The organism is Klebsiella sp. BIGb0407, from assembly GCF_024807845.1.
In the GTDB taxonomy this organism is placed as follows: domain Bacteria; phylum Pseudomonadota; class Gammaproteobacteria; order Enterobacterales; family Enterobacteriaceae; genus JGM124.
In genome coordinates, this window is sequence record NZ_JANUEQ010000010.1 from 169,877 (window position 1) to 186,666 (window position 16,790).

General features: G+C 47.4%; 15 protein-coding genes and 1 tRNA gene. 8 read left to right on the plus strand and 8 right to left on the minus strand.

Annotated features, from left to right (window positions below; genetic code table 11):
• Nucleotides 1-102 precede the first annotated feature (102 nt).
• Together M2387_RS23185 and syd are read right to left on the minus strand one after the other, a co-directional pair.
• Nucleotides 103-639, minus strand: coding sequence for a hypothetical protein (locus tag M2387_RS23185; RefSeq protein WP_259052937.1), 537 nt, complete (start codon nucleotides 637-639; stop codon nucleotides 103-105).
• A 780-nt stretch (nucleotides 640-1,419) separates the two neighbouring features.
• Nucleotides 1,420-1,965, minus strand: coding sequence for a SecY-interacting protein (gene syd / locus M2387_RS23190; RefSeq protein WP_259052938.1), 546 nt, complete (start codon nucleotides 1,963-1,965; stop codon nucleotides 1,420-1,422).
• Nucleotides 1,966-2,029: 64 nt separating this feature from the next.
• Here syd and queF point away from each other — a divergent pair, with 64 nt between their 5' ends.
• From queF to M2387_RS23210, 4 genes are all read left to right on the plus strand, one after another.
• Complete coding sequence (queF, locus tag M2387_RS23195; RefSeq protein ID WP_259052939.1) at nucleotides 2,030-2,872, plus strand: NADPH-dependent 7-cyano-7-deazaguanine reductase QueF; 843 nt, start codon at nucleotides 2,030-2,032, stop codon at nucleotides 2,870-2,872.
• A 115-nt stretch (nucleotides 2,873-2,987) separates the two neighbouring features.
• Entirely contained in the window at nucleotides 2,988-4,352 is a 1,365-nt protein-coding gene (gene ppnN, locus M2387_RS23200; RefSeq protein WP_259052940.1) for a nucleotide 5'-monophosphate nucleosidase PpnN, read from the plus strand.
• 597 nt (nucleotides 4,353-4,949) lie between these two features.
• Nucleotides 4,950-6,236, plus strand: coding sequence for an HAAAP family serine/threonine permease (locus M2387_RS23205; RefSeq protein ID WP_259052941.1), 1,287 nt, complete (start codon nucleotides 4,950-4,952; stop codon nucleotides 6,234-6,236).
• 69 nt (nucleotides 6,237-6,305) lie between these two features.
• Nucleotides 6,306-7,673 (plus strand): L-serine ammonia-lyase, encoded by a 1,368-nt coding sequence (locus tag M2387_RS23210; protein ID WP_259052943.1) that lies wholly within the window; start codon nucleotides 6,306-6,308, stop codon nucleotides 7,671-7,673.
• Nucleotides 7,674-7,736: 63 nt separating this feature from the next.
• Here M2387_RS23210 and M2387_RS23215 read toward each other — a convergent pair whose 3' ends face one another.
• The gene (locus tag M2387_RS23215; protein ID WP_259052945.1) at nucleotides 7,737-8,921 is read right to left on the minus strand and encodes an aminotransferase-like domain-containing protein; all 1,185 of its coding nucleotides are present in this window, start codon (nucleotides 8,919-8,921) and stop codon (nucleotides 7,737-7,739) included.
• 181 nt (nucleotides 8,922-9,102) lie between these two features.
• On the opposite strand from M2387_RS23215, the gene xni reads away from it, so the two are divergent.
• Nucleotides 9,103-9,864, plus strand: a complete 762-nt coding sequence (gene xni, locus M2387_RS23220; RefSeq protein ID WP_259052947.1) for a flap endonuclease Xni — start codon at nucleotides 9,103-9,105, stop codon at nucleotides 9,862-9,864.
• Between the two features lie 18 nt (nucleotides 9,865-9,882).
• Here xni and rlmM read toward each other — a convergent pair whose 3' ends face one another.
• From rlmM to M2387_RS23235, 3 genes are read right to left on the minus strand one after another with little or no spacing between them, the layout of a single operon-like run.
• Nucleotides 9,883-10,983 (minus strand): 23S rRNA (cytidine(2498)-2'-O)-methyltransferase RlmM, encoded by a 1,101-nt coding sequence (gene rlmM, locus M2387_RS23225; protein ID WP_259052948.1) that lies wholly within the window; start codon nucleotides 10,981-10,983, stop codon nucleotides 9,883-9,885.
• Nucleotides 10,976-11,371, minus strand: coding sequence for a DUF423 domain-containing protein (locus M2387_RS23230; RefSeq protein ID WP_259052950.1), 396 nt, complete (start codon nucleotides 11,369-11,371; stop codon nucleotides 10,976-10,978). The genes rlmM and M2387_RS23230 overlap by 8 nt, the downstream gene beginning before the upstream one ends.
• Before the next feature lie 45 nt (nucleotides 11,372-11,416).
• Nucleotides 11,417-12,334, minus strand: coding sequence for a transcriptional regulator GcvA (locus tag M2387_RS23235; protein WP_259052951.1), 918 nt, complete (start codon nucleotides 12,332-12,334; stop codon nucleotides 11,417-11,419).
• 497 nt (nucleotides 12,335-12,831) lie between these two features.
• On the opposite strand from M2387_RS23235, the gene csdA reads away from it, so the two are divergent.
• Both csdA and csdE read left to right on the plus strand, forming a co-directional pair.
• Entirely contained in the window at nucleotides 12,832-14,037 is a 1,206-nt protein-coding gene (gene csdA, locus M2387_RS23240) for a cysteine desulfurase CsdA (RefSeq protein ID WP_259052952.1), read from the plus strand.
• Nucleotides 14,038-14,481, plus strand: coding sequence for a cysteine desulfurase sulfur acceptor subunit CsdE (csdE, locus tag M2387_RS23245; protein WP_409040308.1), 444 nt, complete (start codon nucleotides 14,038-14,040; stop codon nucleotides 14,479-14,481).
• On the opposite strand, the gene tcdA is transcribed toward csdE, so the two are convergent.
• Nucleotides 14,482-15,291 (minus strand): tRNA cyclic N6-threonylcarbamoyladenosine(37) synthase TcdA, encoded by an 810-nt coding sequence (tcdA, locus tag M2387_RS23250; RefSeq protein ID WP_259052961.1) that lies wholly within the window; start codon nucleotides 15,289-15,291, stop codon nucleotides 14,482-14,484.
• Nucleotides 15,292-15,388: 97 nt separating this feature from the next.
• A complete protein-coding gene (gene mltA / locus M2387_RS23255) occupies nucleotides 15,389-16,495 on the minus strand; it encodes a murein transglycosylase A (protein ID WP_259052953.1) in 1,107 nt (368 codons plus the stop codon).
• Nucleotides 16,496-16,700: 205 nt separating this feature from the next.
• Here mltA and M2387_RS23260 point away from each other — a divergent pair.
• Nucleotides 16,701-16,777: transfer RNA gene (locus M2387_RS23260), tRNA-Met, on the plus strand.
• Nucleotides 16,778-16,790 lie beyond the last annotated feature (13 nt).

Genomic DNA, 16,790 nt, shown 5'->3' on the forward strand with positions numbered 1-16,790 from the left:
AAACAGCAAAGAGCGGTTTTACGCTGTATTATTTTCCTGTTACGCAGTTATGGCTTAAATAGATAAAAAAGGGCCTTTCGGCCCGAAGAAAATAACAGGCGATTACTTCGCCATCGATTTCATTGCCTCAAGATCGCCGAGTGAGGTAAATTCACAGCTCAGCAGAGTTTTGCCCGGAATAACTTGTGATTCACGTGCGGTGATGGCCACACGACCCATTTCAGGTGAAGGCTGATCCGCATCGTCTAAAACGCGAATATAGCTTTTGGTGGCTGCAATCATTGGGTTCGGCGCTTCTTTTGCAAGGTTAAAGGTTTTCGCCAGCTCCTCCGCTTTTTGGCCTTCTATCAGGACACCGTAGGTGGTTCCTGCCAGCACAAAGTCAGTGGCACTAAAACCCTCTTTCACCACGGCTTCAGATAGTGGATAAACCGCCATAATGCCTACCAGCTGATATTTGGCCACTTTTTCTGCGTCATCGTAGAGTGCAGAAGCGGCTTTAGTGGTATATGCAGGTTTACATAATGCAGCGTCAAAAAATGCGCTATTATCGGCAGCTGTCGCGGCAGTACTGGTCAGTAATACTGTGACAGCAATAATAACCGGAGCGACGCTGAAACCGGCAATCTTTGAAAACATGAAAAGCCCCTCAGAAACAAAATCATTAATTAAAATAATGGCATATCTTCATAGAGATGCCTGATTACTCTATAACATGTTTCTAATTATTTCTTCGTGTTAGTTGATTTGATTTATGCCATTAGTAACAACATCGTCTAACTTAACCCTGTTTCTGGGATACATTCACTTCAGACCCTGGATACCCTTTAGCGCTGCTGAACAAAAAAAAGGGGGCACTGTATAAACAGTGCCCCCGATTCGTTTTGTAGCCAATCCTGCTACGTTTTTGCTCCCTGCTCATCCATGACAACTTTGTCCCTCGGTCCACTGACCTACAGTCCATTGCATATGCGTCCTGCTGCCTTCATCCTGTTGGCTACTGCATCTCCTGATGCATTGTCCTTAGGTCACCTTGACCCACTGCACTCCATGTCGCAGCTCTCATTCTCCGTCCTGGAGGTGTCCTTTAACTCATCCTGAGCTATTCCATGCTTCATCAATGAAGAGTTCCGATACGCCATCCTGGCGAACTATCCCTACATCAATAGAGGAAATAATGCTTATATTTCCTATATTTCAGCGACATCATGTCGTGTCAGTAGCATCGTTTATTTAGATTAAAATGACAAGATGTCAAATCTAAAATAACGGGCACAGTATCAAGCTATGCCTCGAGAAACTCTGCAACTGAGTGTTATATAAATACTATTTTTACTGTATAAATATTGATCTGGATCTATTTTCAGAAATATCGCACAGGTCATGTAGGAAATATCTTACATAATTGTGATCTGCTTATTAAACAACCAGTGGTTCAAGATTATTCAGAAAGGTCTTCAGTGAGGAAGCAAGTACGTTACGCTTGCTGGTACCAATCTTTTCAAGCAACACCTCACCTGTCAAGTTACAAAGTGATATCGCTTCCATTTCATCTTCTGTTGTCGCCAGGAATAACGTCGGTGACAGTTTTAAACGCTTTTGCGTCACTAAATGGCCGATAAGATTGGACTGTACTCGCTGGAAATCATCTTCACTCCACGCCTGTAATAAAGTGAGTGTTGTTGTACCAATTGTAGCAGGCATATCTCCGGCAAATTGCGTGGTATAAAACGCATGAATATCCGGATGCAAGGTTATCTCTAACGCGCGCTCTACCGCGCTTAAATCAGATTCGGGTATAAAAGGCTGAGGTTGCCAGCATACTGAATCCGCAGCAGTATGGGTAATACAGGGCGATGGAATACCATATAACTCTTCGCTGAGCGGCCAGCTACCCGTCTGCTGTTGCCATTTAGCGCAAAATCGCTGGGTAAATTCTTGTAGGGAAAGGCTAATTTCGTGCATTAATTCCTCACTCATGCCGACTTTGATACAATACAGGCCAATTGTACAATCAATACGGTGAAATATGTTCGATGAAAATCATCAGGCTTTGAGCAGCCTGACGCTCGGGAAAGCAACAGCTTATCAGGATAAGTATCAGCCGGCTCTGCTCCAGGGTGTTCCCCGTAGCCTTAATCGTAATATGCCAGGGCTTGATGGTGAGATTCTGCCGTTCCACGGTGGAGACATCTGGACACTTTACGAACTCTCCTGGTTAAATAATAACGGGTTACCTCAAGTCGCCGTCGGCCATGTTCAAGTTGATGCCAGTAGCGTTAATTTAATCGAGTCTAAAAGCTTTAAACTTTACCTCAACAGCTTTAATCAGACCCCTTTTGCCGACTGGGAAAAGGTTCAGGAAACACTTCAGAAAGATTTAAGCGCCTGCGCCCAGGGTGATGTCAGTGTGGTGTTATTTCGCCTTGATGAACTTGAAAGTCAGCAACTGGTCGCGCTCAAGGGTGAATGTATTGATGAACAAGATATTGTTATCAATAGTTATGAGTTCGATGCCGATCATCTGCTCAATGCCGGTACTGAAGAAGTGGTTGAAGAGACTCTGGTGAGCCATCTGTTAAAATCCAACTGCTTAATTACTCATCAGCCTGACTGGGGATCCGTTCAGATTCACTATAAAGGCCCAAGAATTGATCGCGAAAAACTTCTGCGATACCTGATTTCATTCCGTCATCACAATGAATTTCATGAGCAATGTGTAGAGCGTATTTTTAACGATATTCAGCGCTATTGTCAGCCACAGGCGTTAAGTGTCTACGCGCGCTATACTCGTCGTGGTGGCCTGGATATTAATCCATGGCGAACCAATACCCATTTCCACCCTACTTTTGGTCGTTTGGTTCGGCAATAAATACGAAATATCTCTTCCATATTATAGTCGCCGGGATCAATGAGTTGTAATAACAGGCGACTCAGAGATATTGTGGAGTTTAAGGATAACACTTTTCGTTACTTAAGGAGTTCACTTGATAACACATGTTAGTCCACTTGGTTCAATGGATATGCTGTCGCAGCTTGAAGTCGATATGCTTCAATGCACGGCCAGCAGTGACCTGTATCAACTCTTCCGTAACTGTTCACTTGCAGTACTTAACTCTGGAAGCCAGACGGATAACAGTACAGAACTTCTTTCTCGCTTTGAAAGTTTTGATATCAATGTCTTGAGCCGTGAACGTGGCGTTAAACTTGAACTGATCAATCCACCAGAAGATGCTTTTGTCGACGGTAGAATTATTCGAGCCCTGCAAGCTAACCTGTTTGCCGTGCTGCGCGATATTGTCTTCGTCAATGCTCAGATTGCTCATCTTAACCGGACAGCTCAACCTCATAACGATGACTCGACCCATATCACCAATACGGTCTTTTCTATTTTACGTAATGCCCGAGCCCTGCATGTTGGTGAAGCCCCGAATCTTGTGGTTTGCTGGGGTGGGCACTCGATTAATGAAAAAGAGTATCTTTACGCTCGCCAGGTAGGCACCCAGCTGGGATTACGCGAACTGGATATTTGTACCGGTTGTGGGCCTGGCGCAATGGAAGCTCCGATGAAAGGCGCCGCGGTAGGACATGCGCAGCAGCGTTATAAAGACGGGCGTTTCATTGGTATGACTGAGCCTTCTATTATTGCCGCTGAGCCACCGAACCCTCTGGTCAATGAACTAATAATCATGCCGGATATCGAAAAACGCCTTGAAGCCTTTGTGCGTATCGCACACGGCATCATCATCTTCCCGGGAGGAGTAGGAACCGCTGAAGAGTTCCTTTATCTGCTGGGTATTATGATGAACCCACACAACAAGAATCAGGTGCTGCCGCTGATTCTGACCGGCCCGAAAGAAAGCGCTGATTATTTCCGTGTGCTGGATGAGTTCATTGTGAATACTCTGGGCGAACAGGCTCGTCGCTATTACACCATCATTATTGATGATGCCGCAGAAGTGGCCCGGGTGATGAAAAAAGCCATGCCACAGGTGAAAGAGAGTCGCCGTGAGAGCGGTGATGCTTATAGCTTCAACTGGTCTATCCGTATATCACCAGACTTGCAGAAGCCGTTTGACCCTACGCATGAAAATATGGCTGGCTTAAAACTTTACCCTTCTGAGCCACCAGAGCAGCTAGCTGCCTCACTGCGCCGGGCATTTTCTGGAATAGTCGCCGGGAATGTTAAAGATGTCGGAATTCAGGCAATTGCAAAGTTTGGTCCCTACAAACTGCATGGTGACTCGCACATGATGCAGCAAATGGACGAACTCCTGGAAGGCTTTGTTCAGCAACAGCGAATGAAACTGCCGGGCACTGCTTACGTTCCTTGCTACGAAATTTGTCGTTAATTTAATCAGGGCGGTCATTCGGCCGCCTGTTTCTCTGAATCCTGCCTTTTTTATCTCTGCAATGAATAACCCTGTCATTTAAATGAACTACTATCTCATCAATAAAACCCCCCGCCTGCTGGAATACATTTTATTAACATAACCCCCTTCGGCTGTTATTCATACAGAATCAACTAAATCATACAGTTAGTTATTTTGATTTTTGACGCACATCAAAATATTACTAATATGTAATCTGTTCTTTAAATATCCTGTTCAGGATAAATTTTTTAGTGAAAAACATTTTAATTATCTTTAATCAAAGTATCACATCATCTGGAAGTGCTAGTATTTATGCAGATAAGTTTCACCAGAGAATGTCTTGGCAGAGATTTATGCGGGAACGATGCCAAATAAAAGTTATTTATTGTAATTGGGATCATGATCACTGATACAGCATCAACATAAATGTATCTTTCCGCCCGCCGATAATCACGGTCAATAACTCTCAATATAAAGGCCGAATACAGAATTTAGTTTTAACAGTTAAGACAGAAACAGTGTTTTAACTATCCAGAATCTTAAATATTGCATTAAACATATCCTTGGAGAATCTTAATGGAAACAACTCAAAAAGGCAGCGTCACCTCTGCCACAGCAAAAAGTGCCTGGCGCAAGTCTGACACTATTTGGATGCTTGGCCTCTATGGTACCGCGATTGGTGCAGGCGTACTGTTCCTGCCAATCAACGCCGGCGTGGGTGGTCTGATTCCTTTAATCATTATGGCAATCCTTGCCTTCCCAATGACTTTCTTCGCTCACCGCGGTCTGACCCGTTTTGTTTTATCCGGTAAAAATCCTGGTGAAGATATCACCGAAGTTGTTGAAGAACACTTTGGTATCGGTGCTGGTAAGTTAATTACTTTACTGTACTTCTTTGCTATCTACCCAATCCTGCTGGTTTATAGCGTTGCTATTACCAACACCGTAGACAGCTTCATTACTCACCAGTTAGGTATGACTGCACCACCTCGTGCTCTGTTGTCATTAATTCTGATTGTCGGAATGATGGCGATTGTTCGTTTCGGTGAGCAAATGATTGTTAAAGCGATGAGTGTTCTGGTATTCCCATTCGTTGCGGCTCTGATGGTACTGGCTCTGTATTTGATTCCTAACTGGAACACCGCGGCTTTTGAAACGCTGTCTCTGAGTGGCGATGCAATGGGTAGCGGTCTGTGGGTCACTTTATGGCTGGCAATTCCGGTTATGGTGTTCTCCTTTAACCACTCACCAATCATCTCTTCTTTCGCGGTAGCTAAGCGTGCAGAATACGGTGAAGGTGCAGAGAAAAAATGTTCCAGCATCCTAGCACGTGCACACATCATGATGGTGCTTACCGTTATGTTCTTCGTGTTCAGCTGCGTACTGAGCCTGACTCCTGCTGACCTTGCTGAAGCAAAAGCACAGAACATTTCTATCCTGTCTTACCTGGCTAACCACTTCCAGGCTCCGTTGATTGCCTGGATGGCTCCAATCATTGCCATCATCGCTATCACTAAATCCTTCCTGGGTCACTATCTGGGTGCTCGTGAAGGTTTCAACGGTATGGTGATTAAATCTTTGCGTAGCAAAGGTAAAAACATTGAACTGAACAAACTGAACAAACTGACTGCGCTGTTCATGCTGGTAACCTGCTGGGCTGTTGCAACCCTGAACCCAAGCATCCTCGGTATGATTGAAACCCTGGGTGGCCCGGTTATCGCGATGATTCTGTTCCTGATGCCTATGTATGCCATCAACAAAGTTCCAGCGATGCGTAAATATAGCGGCCATGTCAGCAACGTATTCGTTGTGATTATGGGTCTGATTGCCATCTCTGCTATCGCTTACACACTGTTCGGCTAAGCATCTCAAAGCCGCCTTCAAGGGCGGCTTCCTCTCTTTCCAGTCTCCTGACGCCATGGGTGGTCTATCATGATTAGCGTATTCGACATTTTCAAAATCGGTATTGGCCCATCAAGTTCTCATACCGTCGGCCCGATGAAAGCAGGTAAACAATTCACTGATGATTTAATCGCAAGTGGTATTTTGCACGACGTTACCCGCGTAGTGGTTGATGTATACGGTTCTCTTTCCCTGACAGGTAAAGGTCACCATACCGATATCGCCATTATCATGGGTCTGGCAGGCAACCTTCCGGACAGTGTAGATATTGATGCCATTCCGCACTTTATTGAGAATGTGAATACTACCGGACGCCTGATGCTGGCAAATGGCCAGCATGAAGTTGAATTCCCGATTGATGGTTGCATGAATTTCCATTCAGACAACTTATCTCTGCACGAAAACGGAATGCGTATTACCGCTCTGGCCAATGACAAAGTGGTATATACCAAAACCTATTACTCCATTGGCGGTGGTTTTATCGTCGATGAAGAGCATTTTGGCGAAGAAAGTACCAGCGCTTCCAGCGTGCCTTACCCTTATAAAAGTGCCGCTGACCTGCAACGCTTATGCGATGAAACTGGCCTGTCACTGTCCGGCTTAATGATGCAGAACGAACGAGCTACTCAGTCGCAGGCAGAAATTGATGCTCGCTTTGCCGCTATCTGGGAAGTGATGCGTAATGGTATTGAGCGCGGTATCAGCACCGAAGGCGTATTGCCAGGCAAAATGCGTGTACCGCGTCGTGCCGCAGCCTTGCGCCGCATGCTCGTGACCAGTGATAAAAATAATACTGACCCAATGGCTGTCGTTGACTGGATCAACATGTTTGCTCTGGCAGTTAACGAAGAAAATGCTGCTGGCGGTCGCGTCGTTACAGCACCCACTAACGGTGCCTGTGGAATTGTTCCAGCCGTACTGGCTTACTACGATAAGTTTATTCGTGAAGTCAACGCCAACTCTTGCGCGCGTTTCTTACTGACAGCAGGCGCGATTGGTACGCTGTACAAAATGAATGCTTCTATCTCTGGCGCTGAAGTAGGTTGTCAGGGAGAAGTCGGGGTTGCCTGTTCAATGGCCGCTGCCGGGCTGACTGAATTACTGGGCGGAAGCCCTGCACAGGTTTGTATCGCCGCTGAAATTGGTATGGAACATAACCTTGGCTTAACCTGTGATCCTGTTGCCGGACAGGTGCAGGTTCCATGCATCGAGCGTAATGCGATTGCTGCAGTTAAAGCGGTCAACGCCGCACGTATGGCGATGCGCCGTACCAGCGAGCCGCGCGTTTGCCTGGATAAAGTGATTGAGACCATGTACGAGACCGGTAAAGATATGAACTCGAAATACCGTGAGACATCGCGCGGTGGTCTGGCATTAAAAGTGGTCAGCTGCGACTAACATATCCTGCTGATAAAAAAGGGAAAAGCATTGTGCTTTTCCCTTTTTTCATTCTGAAAGCTATTACAGCGCGGCTTTCAGGCGTTTTACTGACTCGAACAGTTGTTCTTCGGTTGCCGTCGCATAAGAAAAACGTAAGGTACGTTTATCCGGATTATCGTTAAAGAAGAACTCACCAGGAACATAAACCACGCCCTGCTCCAGCGTTTTTTGCAGCCAGGCCGTAGTATCAAAGTCGTAACGGAATCTTGCCCAGAGGAACATTCCGCCTTCCGGCTGGTTAAACTGAATGTGTTCTCCCAGCTCCTGCTGCAATAACTCTGAAAGCGTCAGGCATTTCTTCTTATAAGCCTCACGGATCAGGTCAATTTGCGCATCCAGACGCGAAAGCGTCAGATAGCTGGCGGCCAGAGCCTGAGTGAAGGAGTTACTGTGTAAGTCAGTCGCCTGTTTAATAATGGCAACTTTCTGCTTCATCCATTCTGGCAGAATTATCCAGCCAACCCGCAGGCCTGGAGCGAGAATTTTTGAGAAGGTTGAGGTATAGACGACATGTTGTTCCAGTCCCTGCTCGGTGGCTATCTGAATCAGCGTCTTTTCTTTACGGTCGGTAAAGCTAATAGCGCCATAAGGGTCATCTTCAATAATGACGAAGTCATACTCAGCGGCAAGCTTAACCAGCTTTTCACGTCGCTCACCGCTTAAAGTGGTTCCACTTGGGTTACCAAAAGTCGGTACCAGATACACCCCTTTGATACGGGTTGTTTTCAGTAACTCTTCCAGCTCATCCACTATCATACCGTGTTCATCACCGCCGACTGACTTAACATCAGCTCCGGTGAGGCTCAGAATCTGTAGTGTGGCAAGGTAGGTTGGACGTTCAACAACAAACACATCCCCTTCATCAACCAGGGTACGCATTAACAAGTCCAGCGCTTGCTGAGAACCCGAAGTGACCAGCAGTTTATCCTGCTGGGTGGTGATACCGCGCTGCAGGCAGACATCAACAATCTGGTGACGCAGGAGCACATTGCCCTCAGTCAGGCCATATTGAAAAGCATCAAAAAATTGTTCATCCAGGACCTTCTGCGTGGCCAGGTTTAAACCTTCTTTATCAAACAGGTCACTGGAGGGTATACCGCCTGCCAGTGAAATAACGCCCGGCATTTTGCTGTGTTTTAGCAGTTCACGAATGGCGGAAGGTTGTAAATTTTGAATGCGTTGCGCGAGATGTGTGATGTTGCTCATATGATATTCTCTATTTTTTTTATGCCGACAAAATATATCTGGCTATCTAATGACTTCGCAATGGTTTTCCGCCCTTTTTGTTGGCTATTTTGCGAGGCTCTGCGCTGAGTTCGTTATGAAAATAGCCCCCGGACACTGAACATGTTAGGGTAGAAACATTAGTATAAAGAGCACATTTCCCATGACTATTCATTTACTTATTGTTGATGCATTGAACCTTATCAGGCGAATTCACGCGGTACAGGGGACACCTTGTGTTAAAACTTGCCTGCATGCGCTGGAACAATTAATTACACATAGCCAGCCCACACATGCGGTTGCAGTCTTCGATAATGAATCGGGAAGTGAAAACTGGCGTCATAAAATATTAACCGGCTACAAGGCTGGCAGAACGCCAATGCCAGAAAACCTACAGCTTGAAATGCCCGTTATCCGCGATGCCTTTACCCGGCGTGGAGTATGCTGCTGGCATTCAGAAGGGAATGAGGCGGATGATATCGCCGCCACTCTGGCAGTAAAAGTAGCCGGAAGCGGGCACCAAACCACGATTGTCTCGACAGATAAAGGCTACTGCCAGTTACTGGCTCCGACCTTACAAATTCGAGATTACTTCCAGAAACGCTGGCTTGATGCGCCCTTTATCAATAACGAGTTTGGGGTAAAACCAGAACAACTGGCCGATTACTGGGGGCTGGCAGGTATCAGCAGCAGCCATATTCCTGGCGTACCCGGACTGGGGCCGAAAAGTGCGATGCCACTGATCCAGCAATTTTCTACTCTGGAACAGATCTATCAGCAGATAGATGCAGTCCCGGAAAAGTGGCGTAACAAGCTGCTTCAGCACCAGGAACTGGCTTTTGCCAGCCGCCAGGTAGCAAGGCTGAAAACAGACTTACACCTGGAGGGTAACTTACAACAACTGAGACTTAGTCAAACAGGCTAATCCTACGGAAAAAGAAGATTAACGCTCGTCGCGACGTCCACCTACTGCCGCCCACCAGCGACGAATATGCACCGTCACTTCTTCCCGATCATGGTAAAGCTGACGCGCTTGAATTTCGGCATTAATCCCGTTTTCTTCGAGTCGACTGCGGATCAATTCCAAGTTTTGAGTCACTTCCTCATAGCGCTTTTTCATTGGCAGCTTTAAGTTAAAGATGGTCTCACGGCACCAGCCATTAACCAGCCAGTCAGCAACCAGACTCGCGACCTTAGCCGGTTTCTCAACCATGTCACACACCATCCAGGAGATGTTATTGCGAGTAGGGCGATATTTAAAACCATCTTCAGGTAACCAAGTGACTTGTCCAGTATCCATCAGGCTTTGTGCCATCGGACCATTATCAACAGCAGCTACCCACATGTTGCGCTTCACCAACTGGTAGGTCCACCCACCAGGGCAGGCACCGAGATCAACCGCATGCATACTGTTTGCCAGACGTTCATCCCACTCATCAGCAGGAATAAAGACGTGGAAGGCTTCTTCCAGCTTCAGCGTTGAACGACTCGGCGCATCAGCAGGGAATTTTAAGCGTGGGATACCCATATAGAACGGCGAGTTATTATTAGAGTATGAATAACCGGTATAACAACAACCAGGCGCTATAAAGAACACATGGACTACAGGGCGTTTTGTCGTTTCATAACTTGCCAGTACACCAGCCTGACGTAAGTTGCTGCGTAATGGTACGGTCAGCTTACGACAAAACTTCAACAACTCTTTGCTTTCATTGGTGTCAGCAACTTCAACCCGCAGATCGCCGCCTTTCTCAACCACACCCTGCAACATACCGAGGATCGGAGTAATTCTGTCTTCTTCTGGTAAATGTTTTAGCAGTTCACCGGCAACAAACATTTGGCGAGCAAAGATCAGTGAGCTGAAGGGTAACTCTTTGACGAGTTTATCCGCATCCTCAGTCTGATAGCATTCAAAGACCACATAACCACTGTTTTCTTTAACACGAGCAAAACCAAATATCTCGCGCTGACCCGCTTTATCAGTAATCTCTGCAGCACACTCTTTTTCAAAACCCTGACGGCAATATAAAATAACTTTATTCATGGTTTGTACCCTTTTTTTTCAGGCGCACAGCACCAATGAGCATTAATATCCAGCCAGCAAGGAAGCTGACTCCACCAACCGGCGTTACAAACGCCCAAAACCGCAAATGTGATAGCGCCAGGCAATACAAGCTGCCACTAAATAGCACGATACCCAGCGCCATAAAAACACTACTCCAGTAAAACCAAATACTAATACGGCGTTGCATAGCAACAGCCAGTCCCAGAATCGCCAGGGTATGAAATGCCTGGTATTCGAGTCCTGTCTTAATCCATCCCATTTCTACTGGGCCGAAGGTTTTGCTTAATGAATGCGCCCCGAAGGCTCCCAGAGCAACAAAAATGAAACCGCTAATCGCGGTGAAAATCAGCATAAACCGGCTGGTCATGTTGTAACCTTAAAGTAAAGCGTGGTATCGCCACGCGAAAATGACTTATTGTTCGTAGTGGAAACGAAATTTCTCTTGCTCACTGGCAGCTTTCGCCAGGATCCACTGTCTGAAGGCGGCTATTTTACCCAGTTCTGCCTGACTGTCATGACAAACCAGATAAAAAGCTTTTTTACTGACTAAAACTTCATTAAACGGGCAAACCAAACGACCGGCTTCAATTTCAGACTGAGCGATAACATTATTAGCCAGCGCCACTCCTTGCCCGTGAATCGCAGCCTGTAACACCATCGCGCTGTGACTAAAAATAGGCCCCTGCTGGACGTTGATATGGCTTACGCCCAGTTGCCGGGTATAAGCCTGCCAGTCATGTCGCGAAGTATCGTGCAACAAAGTGTGTTTTGCCAAATCATCCGGTGTTTTAATCGGGTTATCGCCGATAAGCAAGGTCGGTGAGCAAATAGGTAGCAGGTACTCCGCATACAATTTCTCCACGCGCAGTCCGGGCCAGTTACCCCGCCCATAAAATATAGCCACATCGACATCATCAGGCAGTTTATCTTCCTGCCGGTCAACGGCCTGAATCCGGACATCAATCCCCGGGTAGGATGAATTAAAGCTGCTCAATCGCGGTACCAGCCAGTGAATAGCAAAACTAGGCAGTATACTGACAGTAAGTGCACCTTTTGCGCTACGCGCCTGAAGTTTACGTGTGGCTTCCGTCAGTTGAGTAAAAATCTCTTTAATATCTTGATAGTAGCTCTGCCCCTCTTCGGTAAGCAGTAACGAGCGATTACGACGACGGAATAATTTAAGGCCAAGAAAATCCTCCAGAGACTTAATCTGGTGGCTAACTGCAGCCTGAGTTACAAATAACTCCTCCGCAGCTTTAGTGAAGCTTAAATGACGCGCAGCAGCATCAAAAACCCGCAGCGCATTTAAAGGTGGTAACCGTTTGGACATGGATGATTAGGCTTTCACAGGGATGATTATTAACAAAAAAGGTAACTCTTGTTTACCTATTAGTTTTTTTTATCTGAGCCATTATAAATTGTCCATTGAGGATGTACCAGCAAATACCTATAGTGTCGGCACTTCTTGAGCCGGAACGAAAAACTATCTGGAATGCGTGTTCGGAGAGTTTTTGGCTTATGGTTGTGTGTTGTTGTGTTGTTGTGTTTGCGTTTGGTCTGGCTTTCCAGACCCCGGTTGCAGGGCTACCCTAATTTTGTTTTCTGTCAGTTTACCCTGTCTGCCAATAATGAGTTATATAGCACCGCCTGTTGCGGTGCTTTTTTTTGCCTGAAAATAGTCCCCGATTACACCCTCACCGCTCTCTTTTCCAAAACCTTCCACTGATGTTAACTTTTAGCCTGCCCTTGTAACGCGATGAACATGACAGAAACCTTGTACCCTGAGCGAATATGCGAGACGATCGGTACAGGTAAATGAGGAATGTCATGAAAATATTTAATCCAGCTCTGTTCCGCGCACAGTTCCCCGCGCTATCTGAGGAAAACATCTATCTTGATAGCGCAGCAACGGCACTTAAACCTCAGGCCGTGATAGAGGCAACACAACAGTTTTACCGCCAGAGCGGAGGCAATGTCCACCGCAGCCAGTTTCTGGCAGCCCGGCAGTTGACCGAAAGCTACGAGTCAGCCCGCGCTCGTGTGGCTCAGTTACTGAATGCCCCGCAGCCACAATCAGTGGTCTGGACCAAGGGAACCACAGAGTCGATTAATATGGTCGCTCAGTGCTACGCTCGCCCACGTCTTGAGCCTGGTGATGAGATTATTGTCAGTGAAGCTGAACACCATGCCAACTTTGTGCCCTGGCTAATCGTGGCGGAGCAGACCGGCGCCCGGGTAGTAAAATTACCCGTAGGCCTTGATATGTTGCCCGATATTGCCCAGTTACCCAGCCTCTTGAATAGTAAGACCCGAATCCTGGCTCTGGGACAGATGTCAAACGTCACTGGCGGTTGCCCTGATCTCGCTAAAGCAATCGATCTGGCCCATCAGGCAGGAGCCATCGTGATGGTCGATGGGGCTCAAGGGATTGTGCACTGCCCGCCTGATGTCCAGGCGCTGGATATCGATTTCTATGCCTTCTCAGCTCATAAACTTTACGGCCCGACCGGCACAGGCATCCTTTATGGTAAGCCTGAATTGCTGGAAATGATGTCCCCCTGGCTGGGAGGCGGTAAAATGATCACTGAAGTTTCATTTACCGGTATTAAGCTCCAGCCAGTACCTTATCGGTTTGAAGCCGGCACACCTAATGTCGCCGGTGTTATCGGTATGAATGCTGCGCTCACCTGGCTCGAAGAGATTAACCAGCCGCAGGCTGAGGCCTGGTGTCGTGAATTAGCCGGACTGGCAGAATCAGCCCTGGCTCTGCGCCCTGGTTTTCAGAGCTATCGCTGTCAGGAATCAAGCTTGCTGGCCTTTAACTTTGAAGGTGTTCATCACCATGACATGGTCACTCTGCTCGCCGAGTCGGGCATCGAGTTACGTGCTGGTCAGCATTGTGCCCAACCCTTGCTGGCGGCTCTTGGCGTTAGCGGGACATTACGCGCTTCTTTTGCGCCTTATAATACCGCGCTTGATGTCGACAGGCTGGTAAAAGCCGTTGACCTTGCACTTGATATTCTGGTGGACTAATTGACTGATAACTTGAGCACCTCTCACCCTTTTGGTACCACCATCAGTGCAGAGAGCCTGAAAGATTTGTTTATCCCTTTAAAGCAATGGGAAGATCGTTATCGCCAGTTGATTCTGTTAGGGAAACAGCTTCCTGCCCTGGCGAGTCCCTTAAAAGACCAACAGTATGAGATAAGTGGCTGTGAGAATCGGGTCTGGCTGGGGCATGTTAATCAGCCAGACGGAACCTTGCACTTCTTCGGTGATAGCGAAGGACGGATCGTGCGCGGTTTACTGGCAGTATTACTGACGGCCATTGAAGGCAAAACAGCTCAGCAATTACTGGCAGCCGATCCTCTGGCACTGTTTGACGATTTAGGGCTGCGTAACCAGCTCAGTGCTTCGAGAAATGACGGGCTAACGGCATTAGCCCAGCGCGTACAGCAGATTGCCCGGCCTTGCTGATTAAACAGCCCGGGCTTTGGCTTTCGCCATCATTTTCTTCAAAACATGGGACACGGCCACAAAACCAAAACTGGCCGTTACCATGGTTGCAGCGCCAAATCCTGCAGCACAATCCATACGTTTCGGACCTTCGGCCTGACTTTTCATCGCGCAGACAGTGCCATCAGCCTGCGGGTAAACCAGCGCTTCGGTTGAAAAAACACAATCAATGCCGAGTTTGCCTTTGCTGCTCTTAACAATACCAAAGTCACTCTTCAGCCTTTCTCGCAATTTTGCCGCCAGCGGATCCTGAATGGTTTTCGCCAGATCGGTAACCTGTATCTGTGTCGGATCGATCTGCCCGCCAGCACCACCAGTGGTCACCAGGGGGATTTTATTGCGTCGACAATAAGCTATCAGCGCAGCTTTAGGGCGAACGCTATCAATCGCATCGATAACATAGCTAAACCCCTTATTAAGTAACTCCGCCGTATTATCTGCGTTAATAAAGTCGTCAACGACGGTGACCCTACATTCAGGATTAATCTCCAGAATACGTTGCGCCATGACTTCGGTTTTCGCCTGTCCTACCGTATCCCGTAAGGCATGGATCTGACGATTAGTATTGGTGATACAGACATCATCCATATCAATTAGCGTGATTGCACCAATACCGGTACGGGCCAGCGCTTCAGCGGCCCAGCACCCCACACCGCCGATACCAATGACACACACATGCGCCTCGGCAAATAATTGCAAAGCTGACTGCCCATAAAGGCGAGCAGTACCACCAAAGCGTTGCCGCCAGGCGTCGGTGAGTATGACAGACATCATTTATCCTCAGAAATAACAACGGGCTGATTATACAGCCCGTCCGGAATGCTAATAAAGAGCACAAGGTGCGGGATAGGTTATCCCTGCAATTCAATTAACTGTTAAAAACGTTACCGGAAGTTCCCGTTCCCGGTGCGGTTTTCAGCACCCACACCCGACCATAATGATTGTACCAGCCTGCGCGGTGCCCCGCATCCGGGCCAATGCCCTGGTAGATATCAAAGTGCTGGCCTTTAATCGCGCCACCGACGTCAAGAGCAACCATCACTCGCAGTTCATAATTACCGGTAAATTTACCGTTATTATCCAGCAAGGGAACCTCAACCAGCAAGGTGGTTCCGGCAGGAATAATCGAGCGATCGGATGCCACAGAAGCCCGGCCAATCAGCGGAACCGCACTCGCGCCTTTCACCGGCGAGTAGCTCGCAGGCTTAAAGAAGACAAAGGAAGGGTTCTGGCCCAGCAACTCACGCACTTCGGCTTCGCTATGCGTATCTCCCCAGTGACGAATGGCCTGCATCGACATGTCTTCACGTTTTACTTCCCCACGGTCAATCAGCACTTTACCGACGCTACGATAAGCATGTCCGTTTTTGCCAGCATAGCCGAAGAAAGTTAAAGGTTTACCGTCACCAAAATCGATATAGCCGCTGCCCTGAACATCCATAATGAAGTTATCCATTAAGGAGTTACTCCAGGCGAGGATATGACGACTATCAAGTGCGCCATTGTAGATTTCTGAGCGAGAAGGCAGACGCCCTTTTTTCGGTGGCATTGAGTAAATTGGGTACTGGAATTCGCCCTGACGGGTATGACGGGCCTGAACCACCGGGGTGTAGTAACCAGTAAATTTCACGTTACCGTAGTTATCAGCCCCTTCCATCTGCCAGGCATTTAAACCAAACTGGTTAAGCTGTTTAGTATCACCCCCGGTACGCAGCCATTGCTTCACCGCGTCATAGACATTACTGCTGCTGTTATAGAGACGAGGTGAGGCAGAAGCGACCTGTGCGACCTGCTCTGCATAATCACCCGCATTAATAGGGACACCTAAGGCATCAGGCTGATTAACCAGCGAGAAAGGCTGTGAGAACTTACCATCTTTATACTGCTGACCCTGATCGGTCGGTTTTGAAGTACAAGCAGCCAGTGTCGCTAAAACCACCCCTACTGCTGCATATTTTACCCAATACACTTTCATCTTTATTCTGTCCTGCTAACAACATCCGTTACTGGGAAGATAGCAAAGCCGCTGAAAAAATTAAACGCTTGCCGCCATCGCGCCGTGAATATGGTTTGTTTATGGCTATGATAGATAATATTTAATCAACTACGGTAAATTAATGGATTAATTCTAAAAAAGGGTTGCATAGAAAAGAGAGCAGAGTATAGTGCGCATCCACGGACGCGGGGTGGAGCAGCCTGGTAGCTCGTCGGGCTCATAACCCGAAGGTCGTCGGTTCAAATCCGGCCTCCGCAACCAATTTATGCCACGG